Here is a 16944-nt window from a genome sequence, read left to right as displayed (position 1 = left end):
TTTTACAAATAGCTTTTTACGCTAGAATTTTTTCAATCGCATTTAATTCATCATGCGAAAACTCTGTATTCTGTAAACAATCAATATTATTACACAATTGTTTTACAGAACTTGCGCCAATTAAAACCGATGTAATTCGTTTGTCTTTCTGCAGCCAAGCCAGAGCCATTTGTGCTAAAGACTGATTTCTATTTTGAGCAATTTCATTCAATTGAATTAATTTCTGAATACGTTCTTGTGTAACCTCATCTTCTCTTAAATGCCCATTCGGATTATGAGCTCGTGAGTTTTCAGGGATTCCTTTTAAATATTTATCGGTCAAAAGTCCTTGTGCCAAAGGCGAAAACGCAATACAGCCTACTCCTTTTTCTTCTAAAACATCCAACAAACCATTTTCAACCCAACGCTCCAACATCGAATATTTTGCTTGATGAATCAAACATGGCGTTCCCAATTGTTTTAAAACATCAACTGCAACTCTCGTTTGTTCCGCAGAATAATTACTGATTCCAACATACAAAGCTTTTCCGCTTCTTACAGCGTGATCTAAAGCCATCATGGTTTCTTCAATCGGTGTTTCTGGATCTGGGCGGTGTGAGTAAAAAATATCGACATAATCAATGCTCATTCTTTTCAAACTCTGATCTAAACTTGACAATAGATATTTTCGTGAACCCCAATCTCCGTAAGGGCCTTTCCACATTGTATAACCTGCTTTGGTAGAAATTACGATTTCATCGCGTAGATTTCCCTGAAAATTATGCCATAATATTTTTCCAAAATTCTCCTCAGCAGAACCTGGAACTGGACCATAATTATTTGCTAAATCAAAGTGAGTAATTCCTTTATCAAAAGCCTCAATAGCAATGCTTTCGGCATTTTCAAAATTATCAACCGAACCGAAGTTATGCCATAATCCTAAAGAAATTTCAGGAAGCAGCAAACCGCTTTTTCCGCATCTGTTATATTTCATTGTTTTAATTTAAAAGTTGGAATTTTAATAGATTTTAAAGGTAAAAACAAACCATGCTATTTAAAACCAAATTCGCATTTAATTTTTGTAAATTTGTTTAAATAATAAAATTATGGAAAATAACTGGCAAAATTTAATTTCAATAAACCAAGATGTTCGGTTTGGCAAACCTATAATTACTGGAACCAGAATTTGTGTTTCTGATATTCTTTCATGGTTATCTACAGGAATGTCTTTTGAAGAAATCATTGAAGATTTTCCTGAATTAAAAAAAGAGCATATTCTTGCTGCGTTAAGTTTTGCTGCTAACAGAGAAAATATTACGAAAATAATAGCCGCATAATGAAGTTACTTCTGGATGCAAATATCTCATGGAGAATAATTAAACTAGTAGAAAATACTTTTTTCAATTGTTTACATGCTAATGATATTCCCGTAAATCAACCGGCAAAAGATATTGAGATTTGGGAATTTGCAAAAGCAAATAATTTCACTATTTTGACTCATGATGATGATTTTGAAAAGTTATTACTTTTAAAAGGAGCCCCTCCAAAAGTTATAATTCTAAAAACTTTCAATAAAAACACTAAACAAATAGCTGAATTTTGTTCTCAAAAAAGTATATAATCGAATCGTTTATAACTAATACTGAACTAATGATTCTAGAAATTTACTAAGTGCTTATTAATTCATATTAACAATAAATCCGACCGTTTTTAGAGATCGGTCGGATTTATTGTTAATATAAAAGCTAAATCAAACTTTATTTTTTTAAGCTAAATCGTGTAGTTTTTTAAGTTTGAAAGAAAAATAAATGTAAAAAATACCGCTTGCGATAAAAGCAAAAGCAGTCCAATATACTATTGAAAGTCCCGCAAAAACAGGATTCCATAATAACAAAAATGAAAACAATAGTCCCAAAATCCCTAATCCTAAAAGATTTTTCCAATCTGGAACAGAATAGCTTTTTAAATTAAAAGCCATAAAAATAGCCATTACAGAGCGAAACAAAATAGCCAATCCAACATAAAGTGGCAAAAGTGTTACTGAAACTAACGGATTAGCAATTAATACTATTCCAACTCCTAAACCTATAATTCCCGAGATCAGCGTCCAGCCCCAATTGTCTATTTTTTTTCTGTTTGAAAGTGCAAAAATAATTTCAAAAATTCCGCTGACCAGAAACGATACACTAAATAAAAATGCTAATGTTAAATATGCTTTTACAGGTGTGGCAAAAGACCAAAATCCGATGATTACAAAAAGTATTCCCACTAATAACGGAATGTACCAATAATCAATTGCTGCTTTCACTTTTTTAAATAAAGAATGTTCCATAATACTGTTTTAAAATCTTGCCTACTCTATAAAGTTTTCAGCTTACCTTGAATTGCCAATTAAAAAATATTTAAATGGCTGTCTATCAAAGATAAGGCAAAAGCGTAAACCAAAATATTTTTCCTACAATAAAATACTAACATACAAATACTTAACAAACTACAATATGCAAATCAATAGCGTCCAGCTTTAGCTGGATAAAAACATAAACACAATAAAACAGGGCTTTGGCCAAACCTACAAAGTTTGGCTAAAGCCCTGTTCCTATTCAAATCTTATTCCCCTAGCTGAAGCTAGGGGCTATTCAAAAATCTTTACTGCCAACAACTATCGGGATTGCGAGATTAAAAAAACTTAGTGTCTTAGTACCTTTGTGGCAAAACCCTTTTTACTCTTTAATTTCAAAACCACTCTGCAAACCTTTATCAGAACTACCTCCAACCATGATTTTAAACGTTCCAGGTTCAACTAAATAATCTCCTTCATTATCATAAAACCCAAGTTCCTTATCGGTTAAAGTAAAGTTTACTGTTTTCGTTTCACCTTTTTTCAGGTTTACCAATTCAAAACCTTTCAATTCTTTTATTGGACGAACGATACTTGCAAATTCATCATGAATGTATAATTGAACCACTTCTTTTCCATCATAATTTCCAGAGTTCGTAACCTCAACGCTCACTTGAACTTTTTCACCTTTTGCGAAAGCCGTTTTATTCAACTTCAAGTTTTTATAATCAAAAGTCGTGTAGCTTAAACCAAAACCAAACGGAAATTGGGGCGTTTTCTCGACATCCATATAATGCGACCAGAAAACATTTTTATCGCTATCGATCGGTCTTCCTGTGCTGTATTTATTATAGTAAATCGGCACCTGCCCAACATTTCTAGGAAATGACATCGGCAATTTTCCGCTCGGATTGTAATCTCCGTACAAAACCTGCGCAACTGCATTTCCGGCTTGGGTTCCCAAATGCCAAGCTTCCACAATGGCCGGAACATTTTCTGCCGCCCACGGAATGCTCAACGGACGACCATTGTTTAAAACCAAAACCACATTCGGATTCACTTTGTAGATTTCTTCCAATAATTCCTGCTGCAAACCTGGCAGATTCAAATCGGTTCTGCTTCTTCCTTCACCGCTCTGGAATCCGTATTCGCCTAAAACCATTACTACGGCATCGGCATTTTTAGCCGCATTTTTAGCCGCTTCAAATCCGCTTCTGTCTGTTGTGTTGAAAACTGTTTCCGTTAAGAAAGTTGCTTTCTGTTTTAATAAATCTGCCCCTTTTTCAAAAGTCAGCTGGTTGCCTTTGTACTGCTGCATCCCTTCTAAAACCGAAACCGCGGTATCGTCTGAAGCCGCAATTCTCCAGCTTCCCAACGGACTGTTTTTATCGTTTGCCAAAGCTCCGATTAAAGCGATTTTCTGACCTGATTTTTTCAGCGGAAGCAGATTCTTTTCGTTTTTCAGCAAAACGATCGATTTCTTTGCCATATCCAAAACGCCTTCGTTATTGGCTCTGCTTCCAACGACTTCTTTTTCGCGTTTCTCATCGCAATATCTGTACGGATCATCAAATAGCCCCAATTCAAATTTCACGCGAAGAATTCGGCGAACGGCATCATCGATTAAAGATTCTTTTACTTTTCCTGATTTTACCAGATCAACCAGTTTTGCAACGTACAAATACGATTCCATATCCATATCAGAACCTGCAATTACGGCTTTTGCCGCTGCATCGGCTTCGTCTTTTGCATAACCGTGCGCAATCATTTCGCGGATTGAAGCATAATCGGAAATCACGAATCCGTCAAACTTCCATTTTCCTTTTAGAATATCCCTTTGCAAAAAGGCATTTCCAGTTGCAGGAACACCGTTCAAAGTATTAAACGAATTCATAAACGTGCGGACTCCCGCTTCAACTGCAGCTTCAAAAGGAGGCAGCACAGAATTGTACAATTTCGAATTGCTGATATCCACAATATTATATTCCAATCCCGCTTCAACATAACCGTAAGCCGCAAAATGTTTCGCACAAGCCGCAATTGTATTTGCTTTCGCCAAATCAGCAACAGTTTCTCCCTGAAAGCCTTTTACTCTTGCATATCCAATTTTGCTTCCCAAATACGGATCTTCTCCCGCGCCTTCCATCACGCGTCCCCAACGCGCATCATTTGCCACATCAACATTTGGCCCAAAAGTCCAATTGATTCCGGATGCCGAAGCCTCGTCTGCCGCAATCGCAGCCGATTTCTTAATCGCTTCCAAATCCCAGCTCGCAGCTTCTGCCAGCGGAATAGGGCTTAACGTCTTATAGCCATGTATCACGTCAAAACCGATAATTAATGGAATTCCCAAGCGGGTTTCTTCGACTGCAATTTTCTGCACCGCGCGCACTTCTTTAACGCCGCGAACTGTCAGCATCGATCCGACAAGGCCTTTTCTTAAATGCTCGTATTTCAGTTCGGCTGTTCCGCCTTTTGGCGCTGGTCCCGTAACATCCCAAAAGCCATTGTATTGGTTCATCTGCCCAACTTTTTCCTCCAGCGTCATTAATGGCAGAAGCAGGTCTATGCGCTGCTCAACAGTTTTATTTTTATCCAGATACGGCTTTTTTTGTGCATTCATATTTCCAACAGTAAACAGGGATAAAACCCCGATAATAATTATTTTTTTATTTTTCATGATGGTTTAGTTAGTTCTTTTTTAGGGACTAAGATTCTAAGTTTCTGAGATATTAAGTTTTTCAAAACTTTGCATCTTAGCGTCTTTGCGAGATTCGAACTATACATTTTTTAGCTTCGACTTCACTAAGCTTGGCAAAGCATATCAATAATCTAAAATCTTGCTTCTTTCCCCTCCTCTCTATAACTCAGAAATAAAACAAGAAGCAGGCAAATTCGCTTTATTAAACAAATCTGACTGAATCGTATTTCCCCATGCAAATCTCACTTTTGCTGGAGAACCTACTTTTTTACTTGTCACAATCACTTCGTTATTTTTAATCGAAGCTTCGGCCGGATAGAAAACTCCATCTATTCCCGCAACCTCAAATTGATTCGATTTTTTGTCTTTAAAGTACAATCCGTCTCCGTAGTCAAAAGAAACGATTACTGCATTTTTATCCACTTTAATTCCTTTAAAAAGCGGTCCATTAACGAAGTTAGGATTGGTTTTGTAAGTTTCTGCTAAAGCCAAATTCGCTAAACGAATTCCAACCGATTTTTTATTTTTGGGATGAATATCAATCGTATCCGAAATATCGCTAATTACAACCATTCCTGTTTTTGAAACTTCTTTCAATAATTTTCTCTGAGAATCTCTAACCGTTACGTTTGAGAAATTATTTGAACCATTTTTAAATGGCGCAATCTGAACGTAATAAAATGGGAAATTATCATTCCATTCTTTTCTCCAAGAAGTAATTAAGGCTCCTAAAGTTTTATCATAAACTAGCGAACCAACATTAGATTCTCCTTGATACCAAAGCGTTCCTGCGATTTTAAATCCGACAATTGGATAAATCATCGCATTATAAGCACGTCCAGGTTGTCTTGGTCCATATTCTTGTTCGTTAAGCTTTTTTGCATTTTCTAATAAAAGCGGATCATTATTTACCACATCTTCTGGCATCCAGATTTCAGCCGGAGTTCCGCCCCAATTCGAAGAAATTAATCCGATTGGAATATTTTTTAAATCTTCGCGAAGGCGTTTAGCAAAAAAGTAGCCAATCGCACTAAAATATTTCATCGTTTCTGGAGTCGATTCTGTCCAATTTCCCAGCAAATTATTCTGCGGACTTTCCGCCGTTAATTTCGGAACGGTAAAAAACCGAATGTTTGGATTCGTGGCATTTTTCATTTCTTCTTCTCCATCATCAATTCCCCAACTCACAGACATTTCCATATTTGATTGTCCTGAACAAAGCCAAACTTCTCCAATTAGAATGTTTTTTAAAACGACTTCATTATAGCCCTTTATAGAAATAGTAAAAGGTCCACCCGCTTCTGGAGTTTTAATGGTAATTTCCCATTTTGCTTGGTTGTTGGCAACGGTTTTATATTCCTGATTGTTCCAACTCGAAACTAGTTTAATTTCTTCTTTCGGATTTGCCCAACCCCAAATTTTCACTTGAGAGTTGCGTTGTAAAACCATATTATCACTAAAAATATTCGGAAGCGAAATGTTTGCCATCATAGTACTGGAAATCAATAAAAAGAAAACAAACTTATAGATATTATTTTTCATTTAGCAACTTCTTTAAAAATGGAGCATATTCGTTTGCCAAAACCTTATGTTCTGCAAGATCTGGATGCCCTGAACATCCGCTTGGAGTCATTGGTTTAAATTTGAAAATCTGAATTGGTTTATGTGCTTTATCATTCGCGAAAGCGTTTTTAACTTTATTCAGACAATCTTCAAAAACAACTCCTCTTTCACCTCCAACCATTGGACTATTCGTAATTACAATCTGTACTTTTGGATTATGTTCGTACAACATTTTTATAAAATTGATGTAATTCGAAATGTATTTTTCTGGATTAAAAGGCAATCTTTCTTTTTTGCCGTCACCGCCAGAAAAATCATTTGTTCCTAAAGCAATACTGATAATATCAGGTTGAAAAGCAAAATCATATTTAGGTTTTGATACATCTTTCGTTAGATATAAATTTGGATAAGCATCTGGCATTATAGCTTCGTCTTTATTCTCATCATTCCAGTTTCTATACATTCCGATTCCAGAAACGCAGCTCATTAAGTAATCGGTATCGATTTCTCGTGAAAGTGTTGGTCCATAAGCATAATAACCGTTATGATGATCCATGTACTCTCCTTTATCACAAGGAACATCAGACGGATCGCTAGCGGCGCCACAAGTAATAGAATCACCAATAAATTCTATTTTCTTTTTCTTTTTAAACGAAATCGGAATTAATTTCGAAGTTGTTCCAGCAAACAAAATATTGCCACTTTGGGCTTCAGTATTTTTATAAATTTCTAGTCGATGTTCTTTTTTACTTGAAGTCACTTTTATTGGAAATACCTGCACAGCTCCTTTTTCAATTCTGATCTTCCCAATATATTTACCGTCCAAAACCAATTGAACATAATTATGATGTTCATAAGCGTCTACGCTTTGAAGTGAAATTGAACATTCTTTTCCTGTAAAATTGAAAGAAACAGATGAAGCTGTTCCGATCAAAATGACATTATCATTTTGCAGTTTTTCTATTCTGCCCTGATATAAGTAAGTTTTATTTGAATTTAGTGTTTGCGAAGTCGAAATAACTGAAATCAGTAAAAACAAAATTAAAAGGGCTATTTTTTTGGGAAACATAATTTATTTGTTAAAATCTAAATACGATTCACAAATATATTGGAAAGAGAATATCGAAAAAGATACTAAAATGTCAAAAAGTAATAAAAAAACACCACACAAACACATCACTTTTGGCTTTCATAACGTTAATTCTTACAAGTGCGACAAATAGTATTGCTTTGAAATGCTTAATTTGCCGTTTTTATTTATCAATTCAATAGTTTTTATAGCCCAAATGAAATTACGTCTTTTTACTTTTCTATCTGCCTTTATATTATTTTCTTCTTTTACTTTCAAAAAGAATAGTGAACAAATTCTAGTTCAAAATTCTAACATTCAAACCGAAATCAATCGTGATTCTATTGTTGTTTTTGCAAAAAAACATTTAGGAATTCCTTACAGGTACGCCAGCAGTAATCCTCAAAAAGGATTTGATTGCTCGGGTTTTGTCGGTTATGTATTTAAAAATTTTGGAATGACGCTTCCGCGAAGTTCTAGCGGTTATAAAAATATTGGTAAAACTGTAAAACCAGAAGATTTTAAAGTTGGTGATATTTTAGTTTTTTACGGATATAAAAACAGAAATATTGTAGGTCACGTTGGAATTATTTGTGAAGCCAATGGAATGCATTCGAAATTTATTCATGCTTCATCAGGAAAAGCACAGCAAGTAACTATAACAGCGCTTGATACAGAACATTATACCAAACGCTTTTATAAATGTGTTGATGTTTTATCGAAATAGTTTTTTTTCGCCACTATTTTATTTTTTGCCACTCCCGATAGCTATCGGGATAAAAAGATTTGCACAGATTTTTTTAATCCTTTTAATCCTTTAATCTGTGGCTTTTATTTTTTGCCACGAATTGCACTAATTTTCACTAATTTTTTATTTGCAATACTATAATTTAATTCGTGTAAATTCGTGTAATTCGTGGCAACCTTACACTTTTATTCTTCGGTTAAGAGTTTAATTAGACTTTCATCTCTTCCATAAATATCTTTGTAGAAGTTTAGATTTCCTTCACGGTCAACCCAAGCGGTAAAATATCCGATGTATACTGGAATTTTTTTCTTAAGCGTATACCAGCTTTCTTTTCCTGCATGCATGGCTTTATCAATTCTTGCAGGATTCCATTGTGGATCTACTTTTAATAGCTCAATTGCCAATTCACGTGGTTTTGCTACACGTACACAACCATGACTAAATGCTCGGCTTTCTCTTTCGAACAAACTTTTTGAAGGTGTATCATGCAAATAAATATTGCTTGAATTTGGAAATAAAAACTTCACTAAACCCAAAGAATTATTTTTTCCTGGAAGCTGACGAACCGCGCCATTATTCCACTCCAGATTTTTCTTTTGCAGATAATTTTTATCCTTTGCCATTCCGGGTTTAATCTCCGAATTAATAATGCTTGTTGGTACATTCCAATACGGACTAAAAACAATATTACTCATCATTCCGCTAAAAATAACGGTTTTAGTCATTGCTCTTCCAACCACAACTGGAGAAATAAAAGCAATTTTTCCGTCTTCAATTATATACAGTTTAAATTCAGGAATATTAACTTCGATATATTTTTGACCTTTTTCTAATTCAGGATCAATCCAACGGCAACGTTCCATATTCACGATGATTGTTTTGATACGTTCTGAAACTGGAATATTTAAATCATTTATATGCTCTAATAAAATAGTGTTTTTTGGAGTATAACCGTGACGTGCTTCATAGTACTTCATGGCTTTCATTAAAATGGTATCGCAAACGGCACTTTTATTATCTTCCTTAATATCTTTTGTTACAAAAAGCCTTTCTCTAATTTGAGCAACAATATCTGATGAATCTCCAACTTTTAACGCTTTGTAATCTTCACCAGTTTCGATAGTTTTCCAACCGCCGTTTTTCTCAATTTCTCTATATTCTTTTAAAGCATCACGAAGCTTGTAATACTGGCTGAACATCTTTTTCTTCTTATCATCCAAAATGGTTGATTTCTTAAAAATAGAATCTGAAAGTACTTGATAGTTGAATTTTTTTCTTGGCAAAAGCCATTCTAACGAAATACTTGTTTTTTCATCAAAACCTGCATATACTTTTTCGGCATAATAGTAATACAAATTTGACAGTAGTAAATCGGTATCTTCTTTGGATAATTTTTTGGTTGGATTGTTTTCGAAAACCGAATTTAGTTCTTCTTTATAAGGATAATTGGCTTTTAATCCTTCTTGATCTAAATTTTTGTATTGATTGAATAATGTACTTCCAAACTCAACTACTCCTTTATTATCCTGCCATAATTGAGTCGATTTGTTTTTTTGATACAAAGCGGTTACATCATTTTTAAATTTATCCAGTTTAGGATAATTTTCATAAAACTTCGCAATGCGTGCGGTGTCAATTGTAAGTTTTAATTCTGGAATTTTTTCAACTTTTTTTATCGATTTTTCTTCCTTCTTATCGGCTTTCGAATTACACGAAAAAACAACGAAAAAAACAACTGCAATTAAAGGCGTATACCAAATTTTCATAAGTAGATTTTTTTATTAAAAGTAAATCTGTTGAGCTTAATTATTTTCAACACATAGAAACATAGTTTTTTGAAAAATTAAAAAAAGGCGTTTCGCTAATTTAAATGCACATAGTTTATCTATGTGTCGAAGCTTGTTTCTTTTTAATCCCTATTTTTAGACTTAAAAATCTATGTTTCTATGTGTTAAAGTCTATTTTTTAAATTCTATTTAATGAGTTAAAAGTAGAAAAATTTCTATTAAATCAAAGAATTCCGAAACAAATCTTAACCATATTTTTTTGGCATTTAAGCGTTTAATAAAAAAATAAAAAGCTCCAAACAATTTTCATGTCTGGAGCTTTCGCCATATAACCAACCTATTAAAAATCTTAGATAACTGTACCTTTTAAAGTAAGTACTTTAGGTGTTGTTTCTGCACTAGTTGTTACAGTAACTGTTTTTGTAAAAGCACCTTTGTTTGCAGCATTGTAAGTTGCAGTAACTTTTGCAGATTTACCTGGCTGAATTGGTTCTTTTGTGTAATCTGTAGCTGTACATCCGCAAGATCCTTGTACGTTTGTAATAACTACAGCTGTTTTTCCTGTATTTTTAAATTCGTATACAATTGCTTTTGGAGTTCCTTGCGGAATTTGTCCTACATCAATTGTTTCTGCTTTCCAAACAATTGTAGAAGCTGCAGCAGTTTCTGAAATTTCATTATCTGAAACTAAAGATTGTACTGGCGCAATTGCCGAAAAAGACATTAGGCCTAAAGCCAAAGCTAACATCGAAATTTTGATCATTTTCATAACTGATATATTTAAAATGGTTTGTAGTTCATTTTGATATTACAAAGGTAATTCAGACAAAAATAAATCGCTGTTAACCGCTTTCAAACGTTTGTTAATGACTTGTTAATCGCTTATTTTCAGGCTAAAATTGATTAATATTACACTCTTAAAATTCTGCATTCTTGAAAATTAATAAACTTAACAGCATCATTATCTTAGGATTGGTAGCCATCATCAGTATTTTGGTGGCACAATTGTTATGGACAAAAGAGGCTTTCACAATCGAACAAAAAAAACTTAGCCAAAAAGCACATATTGCTTTACTAGAAGTGGCTAAAAAATTATACGAAGGAACTAATCATGAACTTCCGGTTCAGAATCCTGTACAGAAAATTGCAAACGACTATTATATTGTAAATGTCGACAATGAATTTGAACCTGATATTTTAGAATTTTATCTAAAGACAGAATTCAAAAAAATGAATATCACGACCGACTTTGAATATGCAATGTACAATTGCCAAAGTGATGAAATGATTTATGGCGATTATATTTCGCTTTCGAAGAAAAAATCAGAATGTAAAAAGACTGTTTATTTTCCTAAACATAAAAATCTGGTTTATTATTTCGCTGTTCGTTTTCCGAATGAAACCACCTATTTATTCAGTTCTATGCGTTTTTGGTTTATTCTTTCAACCGCATTGATTCTGATTTTATTGATTTATGTGTATTCTATTTTTACACTTTTACAGCATAAAAAATATTCAGAACTGCAGCGTGATTTCATCAATAATATGACGCACGAATTTAAAACTCCTTTAGCATCTATTCTTATTGCATCGAAATATTTGATCGAACAAAAACCAATTAAAGAAGATAAAAAACTTTTTACTTATACCGATATTATTATCAATCAAGGAAATAAACTAAACGGCCACATCGAAAAGATTCTAGATATTGCAAGATCTGATTATACTCCGTTAGAACTTAAAAAAGAAAGTATTTTAATTGTTCCGATTATTGAAGAGACAATAGAAAACATTAAACTAAAATATCCTGAGGCTTCTATTACAATTGAAACTGTTTCAAAAGAATATTTACTTGAAACTGATACTTTTCATTTTGCCAATTTAGTTTATAATTTATTGGATAATGCTATAAAGTATTGTAATGAAAAACCAGAAGTTACAATAAAAATTATTGAAGATAATAATTGTCTAAAACTCGAATTTATTGATAACGGAATTGGCATTAATCCTAAAAAAATATCTTTTATCTTTGATAAGTTTTATCGCGTTCAGAACGAAAAAAGTAACGAAGTTAACGGTTTTGGACTTGGTTTATATTATGTAAAAGAAATCTGCAGTTTGCAAAACTGGAAAATAAAAGCCGAAAATAATCAAGAAAAAGGTGTTACTTTAACTTTATCAATTCCTTACAAAAAATGAAAAATTTCAAAATACTATATGCCGAAGACGACGAAACCCTTGCGTTTTTAACCAAAGATAATTTGGAGCAAAATAATTATGAAGTAATTCATTGTTCTGACGGAAAATCGGCACTTAAAATTTTTGAGGAAGAAGAATTTGATGTGTGCATTTTTGATATTATGATGCCAAAAATGGATGGTTTTGAGCTTGCAGAAGCAGTTCGAAAAATTGATGTTAATGTTCCTATTATTTTCCTTTCGGCTAAAACTTTAAAAGAAGATCGCATTAAAGGACTTCGTCTTGGGGCAGATGATTATTTGGTAAAACCTTTCAGCATTGAAGAATTACTTCTGAAAATTGAAATTTTCTTGAAACGATCTCAGAAAAATATTCCGCCTGCAAAAACAATTTATGAGGTAGGAAAATATCAGTTTGACACTAAAAATTTCATTCTTTTTAATGACGAAGAAAAAGTTGGATTAACTCAGCGTGAAGCAGAATTATTGAAACTTTTTCTAGATCATAAAAATTCTGTTTTAAAACGCGAACAAATCTTAACCTCTTTATGGGGAACAGATGACTATTTTATGGGAAGAAGTCTAGATGTTTTTATTTCGAGACTGCGTAAAATCTTAGCCAACGAGCAAGGCATTTCGATTGAAAACCTACACGGAATTGGGTTTAGGTTTTCTATTGGATAAACTTTTTTTCTTAAAGTAAAGTAACCACGAAGTTTTGTCATTCCGACGTAGGAGGAATCTCCACGACAATATTTCACAAAGCTATTCCAATCTTTGGCGAGCTACTTACGGAGATTCCTCGTTCCTCGGAATGACAAACAGAACTTAAATACTGTAAATCAACTACAGTAACCACAAAGTTTTGTCATTCCGACGGAGGAGGAATCTCCACGACGATATTCCACAAAGTGATTCAATCTTTGGCGAGCTACTTACGGAGATTCCTCGTTCCTCGGAATGACAAACTAGGCTTGAAAAACTTTAAATAACATACCTGTAACCACAAAGTTTTGTCATTCCGACGAAGGAGGAATCTCCGCGGCAATATTCTACAAAGCTATTCCAATCTTTGGCGAGCTACTTACGGAGATTCCTCGTTCCTCGGAATGACAAACTAGACTTGAAAAACTTTGTCTTCGAATTAATATTCCAAAAATTTCAATTCAGGATTTATAGTTTTAATTAAATCAATTTTCTTCTCTCTCCTCCATCCTTTAATTTCTTTCTCCCTCGCAATCGCTTCTTGAATCCAAGTAAATTTTTCGTAATAAAGTAAGAACTCAACATTGTATTTCGAAGCAAAAGTTTTATTGTTCAATAAAACATTCTCTTTATGCTTTATTAATCTCTTTTTTAAATTATTAGCAACTCCAACATAAAAGATAGATTTCGATTTATTTGTCAAAATATAAATGAAATACGTATGAAAACCTTCTTGTAAATGCATAAATTTAAATAATGACAATACTACTAAAAATAAAGAAAAATCTGTAAATTAATTTTAGAAAAACTTTGTATTTTTAGTATCTAATTTTCTTGGATATGAAATTACATCATTTGCGAAATGCCACTTTGGTAATTGAAACAGAGAAGCATGTCATTTTAGTTGACCCAATGTTAGGTAAAAGAAAAACAATTCCGCCTTTTACTATTTTCAGATATAAACCGAAAAGAAATCCGTTGGTGGCACTGCCAAAAAACAGTCGCGACATCTTAAGTCGAGTTACGCATTGTTTGATTACACATTTGCATGCAGATCATATTGATAAAGCTGGCGAGGTTTTTTTAAGACGAAAGAGCATTCCTGTTATTTGCAGTTCTAAAGACGAAAAAGCGCTTGTTCAAAGAGGACTTAGTGTAATTCAGACTCTAGAATATTGGGAACCACAAAAGTTCTTAGACGGAAAAATTACTGGAATTCCAGCTATTCATGGTTATGGTTTTATCGCCAAATTAATGGGCAATGTCATGGGATTTCTTATTGAATTAGCCGATCAAAAATCAATTTATATTAGTTCTGATACTATTTTTACAGCACATGTAGAAAAGGTTTTAACGCAATTTAAACCTGATATTTCGATTGTAGCCTGCGGAACCGCAAGACTTGATATTGGACAGCCATTATTAATGCGAATGGATGACATTTTAAAATTTGTCACACTTGCTCCTGGAAAAGTTCTTGCAAATCATTTAGAGGCTTTAAACCATTGTCCGACAACAAGACTTCAATTAAAAACAGCTCTTTCAGATCATGGCCTTTTAACTAAAACTTCTATCCCAAATGATGGAGAATGTATTGAATATTAAAGTACCAATAATCCAAATTCACGCAAAGTGTTTATAGGTTTAGAGTACCAGAACAATTCGAAATCTTCCAATTCGGTTTCAAAATCAGTTTTGACTTCTTGAAAAGTATAATTTTTAGAACCCGAAACGGCTATTTTTGATAAAATTGCAACTAACCATTCGCCTTCTTCTTTGCTGGTTTGAATATCGAAACTTTCTTTTTTATCGTGAAAAGTCAATGACATCATTTCCCAACTTCTTCCTTTTTTCGATTTCGTAAATAAAGACACTGAAGGTTTTCCGCCCAACCAAACCACTTTTGCATTTGGTTTTGTATTAAAATCGTTTTGTTCTTCTAAGGCATTAAAAATAAAATCGGGATGAATTTTTGTTTTCGGAATTTTAAAATCGAACCAATCTTGCAATTCGTAATCAAAACAGATTCCATGCATGAAATTGAAAAGCGATTTCTTTAATCCGAAACTGAATTTATCGTGATTGATTCCTGTAGAATCAATGTATTCTATATCATTATTAGCAAAAGTTCCTATTACTTCTGTTTTCTTTGTCACACCAAATTTCTCTGGATATAATCCGACTGGACTATGCGCCGTAAGAGCAAATTGATGCCAAAAACCAGATTGTAAAACTCCAGCTTCAAACAATTGGCGAACCATTTCTAAACTATCAACCGTTTCCTGAATCGTTTGTGTTGGATATCCATACATTAAATACGCATGAACCATAATTCCTGCTTCGGTAAAGTTTCGGGTAACTTTTGCCACTTGTTCTACTGTAACTCCTTTATCAATTAATTTCAACAATCGGTCTGAAGCAACTTCTAGACCACCTGAAACAGCAATACAGCCAGAAGCTTTCAGTAACAAGCATAAATCTTTTGAAAAGCTTTTTTCAAATCTAATATTTGTCCACCATGTTACGGCGAGTTTTCTTTTTAGAATTTCAAGAGCTAGAGCACGCATTAAAGCTGGCGGTGCGGCTTCATCAACAAAATGAAATCCGTTTTGACCTGTTTTTTCTATCAATTCCTCCATTCGATCACAAAGCAAACTTGCCGCAACTGGCTCGTAAACTTTTATATAATCTAAAGAAATATCACAAAAAGTACATTTTCCCCAATAACAGCCATGCGCCATTGTGAGTTTATTCCATCTTCCATCGCTCCACATTCTGTGCATCGGATTTACAATTTCGATAACCGAAATATATTTATCCAAAGGAAGATCTGAATAATCTGGCGTTCCTACATAAGCTTGTTTGTAATCGTGTTTTAAAGAATTGTTTTTGTAAACGACTTCTCCGTTTTCTAATAAAAAAGTTCTTTTAAAAGAATCAGAAACTGGATTTTCTAAATGAAAAATTAATTCTTCGATTGGGACTTCTCCATCATCTAAAGTAATGAAATCGAAAAACTCAAAAACACGTTTATCAGAAAGCGAACGTAATTCGGTATTTGGAAAACCTCCTCCCATTGAAATTTTTATTTCAGGATGATTTTGTTTAACCCATTGTGCGCAACGAAACGCGCTATATAAATTCCCTGGAAAAGGAACAGAAATTAGAAATAAAGTCGGTTTTACCGCTTCTATTTTAGATTTTAAAAGCGAAATTAAAATCGAATCAATGTAAGTTGGTTCTTGCTGTAAAGCTTCGTATAACTCATCAAAAGAATTGGCACTTCGTCCTAAACGTTCTGCATATCGGCTGAAACCAAAATTTTCATCGACGCATTCTACAATAAAATCTGAAATATCTTCAAGATATAACGTTGCCAAATGTTTTGCTTTGTCTTGAGTTCCCATTGTTCCAAAAGCCCAATCCAATTCTTCTAGCTGTGCAAAACGAGAGGCCTCAGGCAAAAAATCTTCCTGACAAATCTGCAAAGCCAAAGTTGGATTTTTCCCTTGTAAAAACTGAATTACAGAATCGATTGTTTTGATGTATTCGTCTTGAAGAGCAAAAATACGTTTAGAATTATCTGAGATTTCAGAGTCAAGTTGAAACTTAGAGCTTGAGATTTCAAACAAATCAATAAGCCCTTTTTTTGAAAACAATTCCAAAATCACATCAATACCCAAATCTGCCTGAACCGATTCGATACTTTTAGTGTTTAAAAAACCTTTTATATACGCCGTTGCCGGATACGGTGTATTCAGTTGTGTAAAAGGCGGCGTAATTACAAAAAGTTTCGTTTTCAAAAGAGTTTTTTTTTGCAAAAATAAGGGATATTTAGAATTATTCGACAAAAGAA

At 33.5% G+C, this 16944-nt stretch carries 15 protein-coding genes; 6 read left to right on the top strand and 9 right to left on the bottom strand.

What is annotated here, in order from left to right; genetic code table 11:
- Positions 1–16: 16 nt before the first annotated feature.
- Entirely contained in the window at positions 17–973 is a 957-nt protein-coding gene (gene mgrA / locus AC1Q5Z_RS16200) for an L-glyceraldehyde 3-phosphate reductase (RefSeq protein ID WP_343585189.1), read from the bottom strand.
- Positions 974–1085: 112 nt separating this feature from the next.
- Between mgrA and AC1Q5Z_RS16195 the strand changes: the two genes are divergently transcribed.
- Together AC1Q5Z_RS16195 and AC1Q5Z_RS16190 are read left to right on the top strand one after the other, a co-directional pair.
- On the top strand, positions 1086–1316 hold the full coding sequence (locus AC1Q5Z_RS16195; RefSeq protein ID WP_198856703.1) for a DUF433 domain-containing protein: 231 nt from the start codon (positions 1086–1088) through the stop codon (positions 1314–1316).
- Positions 1316–1600 carry a DUF5615 family PIN-like protein gene (locus AC1Q5Z_RS16190; protein ID WP_343585186.1) on the top strand — a complete coding sequence of 95 codons (285 nt, stop codon included), beginning with the start codon at positions 1316–1318 and terminating at the stop codon, positions 1598–1600. The genes AC1Q5Z_RS16195 and AC1Q5Z_RS16190 overlap by 1 nt, the downstream gene beginning before the upstream one ends.
- 144 nt (positions 1601–1744) lie before the next feature.
- Here the strand turns inward: AC1Q5Z_RS16190 and AC1Q5Z_RS16185 are convergent, their stop codons facing one another.
- The 4 genes from AC1Q5Z_RS16185 to AC1Q5Z_RS16170 form a co-directional block, all read right to left on the bottom strand.
- A complete protein-coding gene (locus AC1Q5Z_RS16185) occupies positions 1745–2311 on the bottom strand; it encodes an HdeD family acid-resistance protein (RefSeq protein ID WP_286969997.1) in 567 nt (188 codons plus the stop codon).
- 388 nt (positions 2312–2699) lie between these two features.
- Positions 2700–4997 carry a beta-glucosidase BglX gene (gene bglX / locus AC1Q5Z_RS16180; protein WP_492445912.1) on the bottom strand — a complete coding sequence of 766 codons (2298 nt, stop codon included), beginning with the start codon at positions 4995–4997 and terminating at the stop codon, positions 2700–2702.
- Between the two features lie 180 nt (positions 4998–5177).
- A complete protein-coding gene (locus AC1Q5Z_RS16175; protein WP_492445911.1) occupies positions 5178–6560 on the bottom strand; it encodes a sialate O-acetylesterase in 1383 nt (460 codons plus the stop codon).
- Complete coding sequence (locus AC1Q5Z_RS16170; protein ID WP_343585179.1) at positions 6550–7650, bottom strand: SGNH/GDSL hydrolase family protein; 1101 nt, start codon at positions 7648–7650, stop codon at positions 6550–6552. The genes AC1Q5Z_RS16175 and AC1Q5Z_RS16170 overlap by 11 nt, the downstream gene beginning before the upstream one ends.
- Positions 7651–7867: 217 nt before the next feature.
- Between AC1Q5Z_RS16170 and AC1Q5Z_RS16165 the strand changes: the two genes are divergently transcribed.
- A complete protein-coding gene (locus AC1Q5Z_RS16165) occupies positions 7868–8377 on the top strand; it encodes a C40 family peptidase (protein ID WP_343585177.1) in 510 nt (169 codons plus the stop codon).
- A gap of 206 nt (positions 8378–8583) precedes the next feature.
- On the opposite strand, the gene AC1Q5Z_RS16160 is transcribed toward AC1Q5Z_RS16165, so the two are convergent.
- Entirely contained in the window at positions 8584–10164 is a 1581-nt protein-coding gene (locus tag AC1Q5Z_RS16160; protein ID WP_343585175.1) for a L,D-transpeptidase family protein, read from the bottom strand.
- 370 nt (positions 10165–10534) lie between these two features.
- The gene (locus tag AC1Q5Z_RS16155; RefSeq protein WP_198858358.1) at positions 10535–10954 is read right to left on the bottom strand and encodes a DUF1573 domain-containing protein; all 420 of its coding nucleotides are present in this window, start codon (positions 10952–10954) and stop codon (positions 10535–10537) included.
- A gap of 164 nt (positions 10955–11118) precedes the next feature.
- Between AC1Q5Z_RS16155 and AC1Q5Z_RS16150 the strand changes: the two genes are divergently transcribed.
- Together AC1Q5Z_RS16150 and AC1Q5Z_RS16145 are read left to right on the top strand one after the other, a co-directional pair.
- The gene (locus AC1Q5Z_RS16150) at positions 11119–12384 is read left to right on the top strand and encodes a sensor histidine kinase (RefSeq protein WP_198858357.1); all 1266 of its coding nucleotides are present in this window, start codon (positions 11119–11121) and stop codon (positions 12382–12384) included.
- Entirely contained in the window at positions 12381–13067 is a 687-nt protein-coding gene (locus tag AC1Q5Z_RS16145; protein WP_198858356.1) for a response regulator transcription factor, read from the top strand. Before AC1Q5Z_RS16150 ends, AC1Q5Z_RS16145 begins: the two co-directional genes overlap by 4 nt.
- A 460-nt stretch (positions 13068–13527) precedes the next feature.
- On the opposite strand, the gene AC1Q5Z_RS16140 is transcribed toward AC1Q5Z_RS16145, so the two are convergent.
- Positions 13528–13833 carry a GIY-YIG nuclease family protein gene (locus AC1Q5Z_RS16140; protein WP_343585171.1) on the bottom strand — a complete coding sequence of 102 codons (306 nt, stop codon included), beginning with the start codon at positions 13831–13833 and terminating at the stop codon, positions 13528–13530.
- Positions 13834–13928: 95 nt separating this feature from the next.
- Between AC1Q5Z_RS16140 and AC1Q5Z_RS16135 the strand changes: the two genes are divergently transcribed.
- Positions 13929–14693 (top strand): MBL fold metallo-hydrolase, encoded by a 765-nt coding sequence (locus tag AC1Q5Z_RS16135; RefSeq protein ID WP_198858354.1) that lies wholly within the window; start codon positions 13929–13931, stop codon positions 14691–14693.
- On the opposite strand, the gene AC1Q5Z_RS16130 is transcribed toward AC1Q5Z_RS16135, so the two are convergent.
- A complete protein-coding gene (locus AC1Q5Z_RS16130; RefSeq protein ID WP_492445908.1) occupies positions 14690–16891 on the bottom strand; it encodes a B12-binding domain-containing radical SAM protein in 2202 nt (733 codons plus the stop codon). The two genes, AC1Q5Z_RS16135 and AC1Q5Z_RS16130, sit on opposite strands and share 4 nt — an antisense overlap.
- Positions 16892–16944 lie beyond the last annotated feature (53 nt).

The organism is Flavobacterium sp. GW823-FHT06G12 (genome assembly GCF_058794775.1).
Note: the sequence above shows the minus strand (reverse complement) of the source record. Positions and strands in the feature narration are given on the sequence as shown.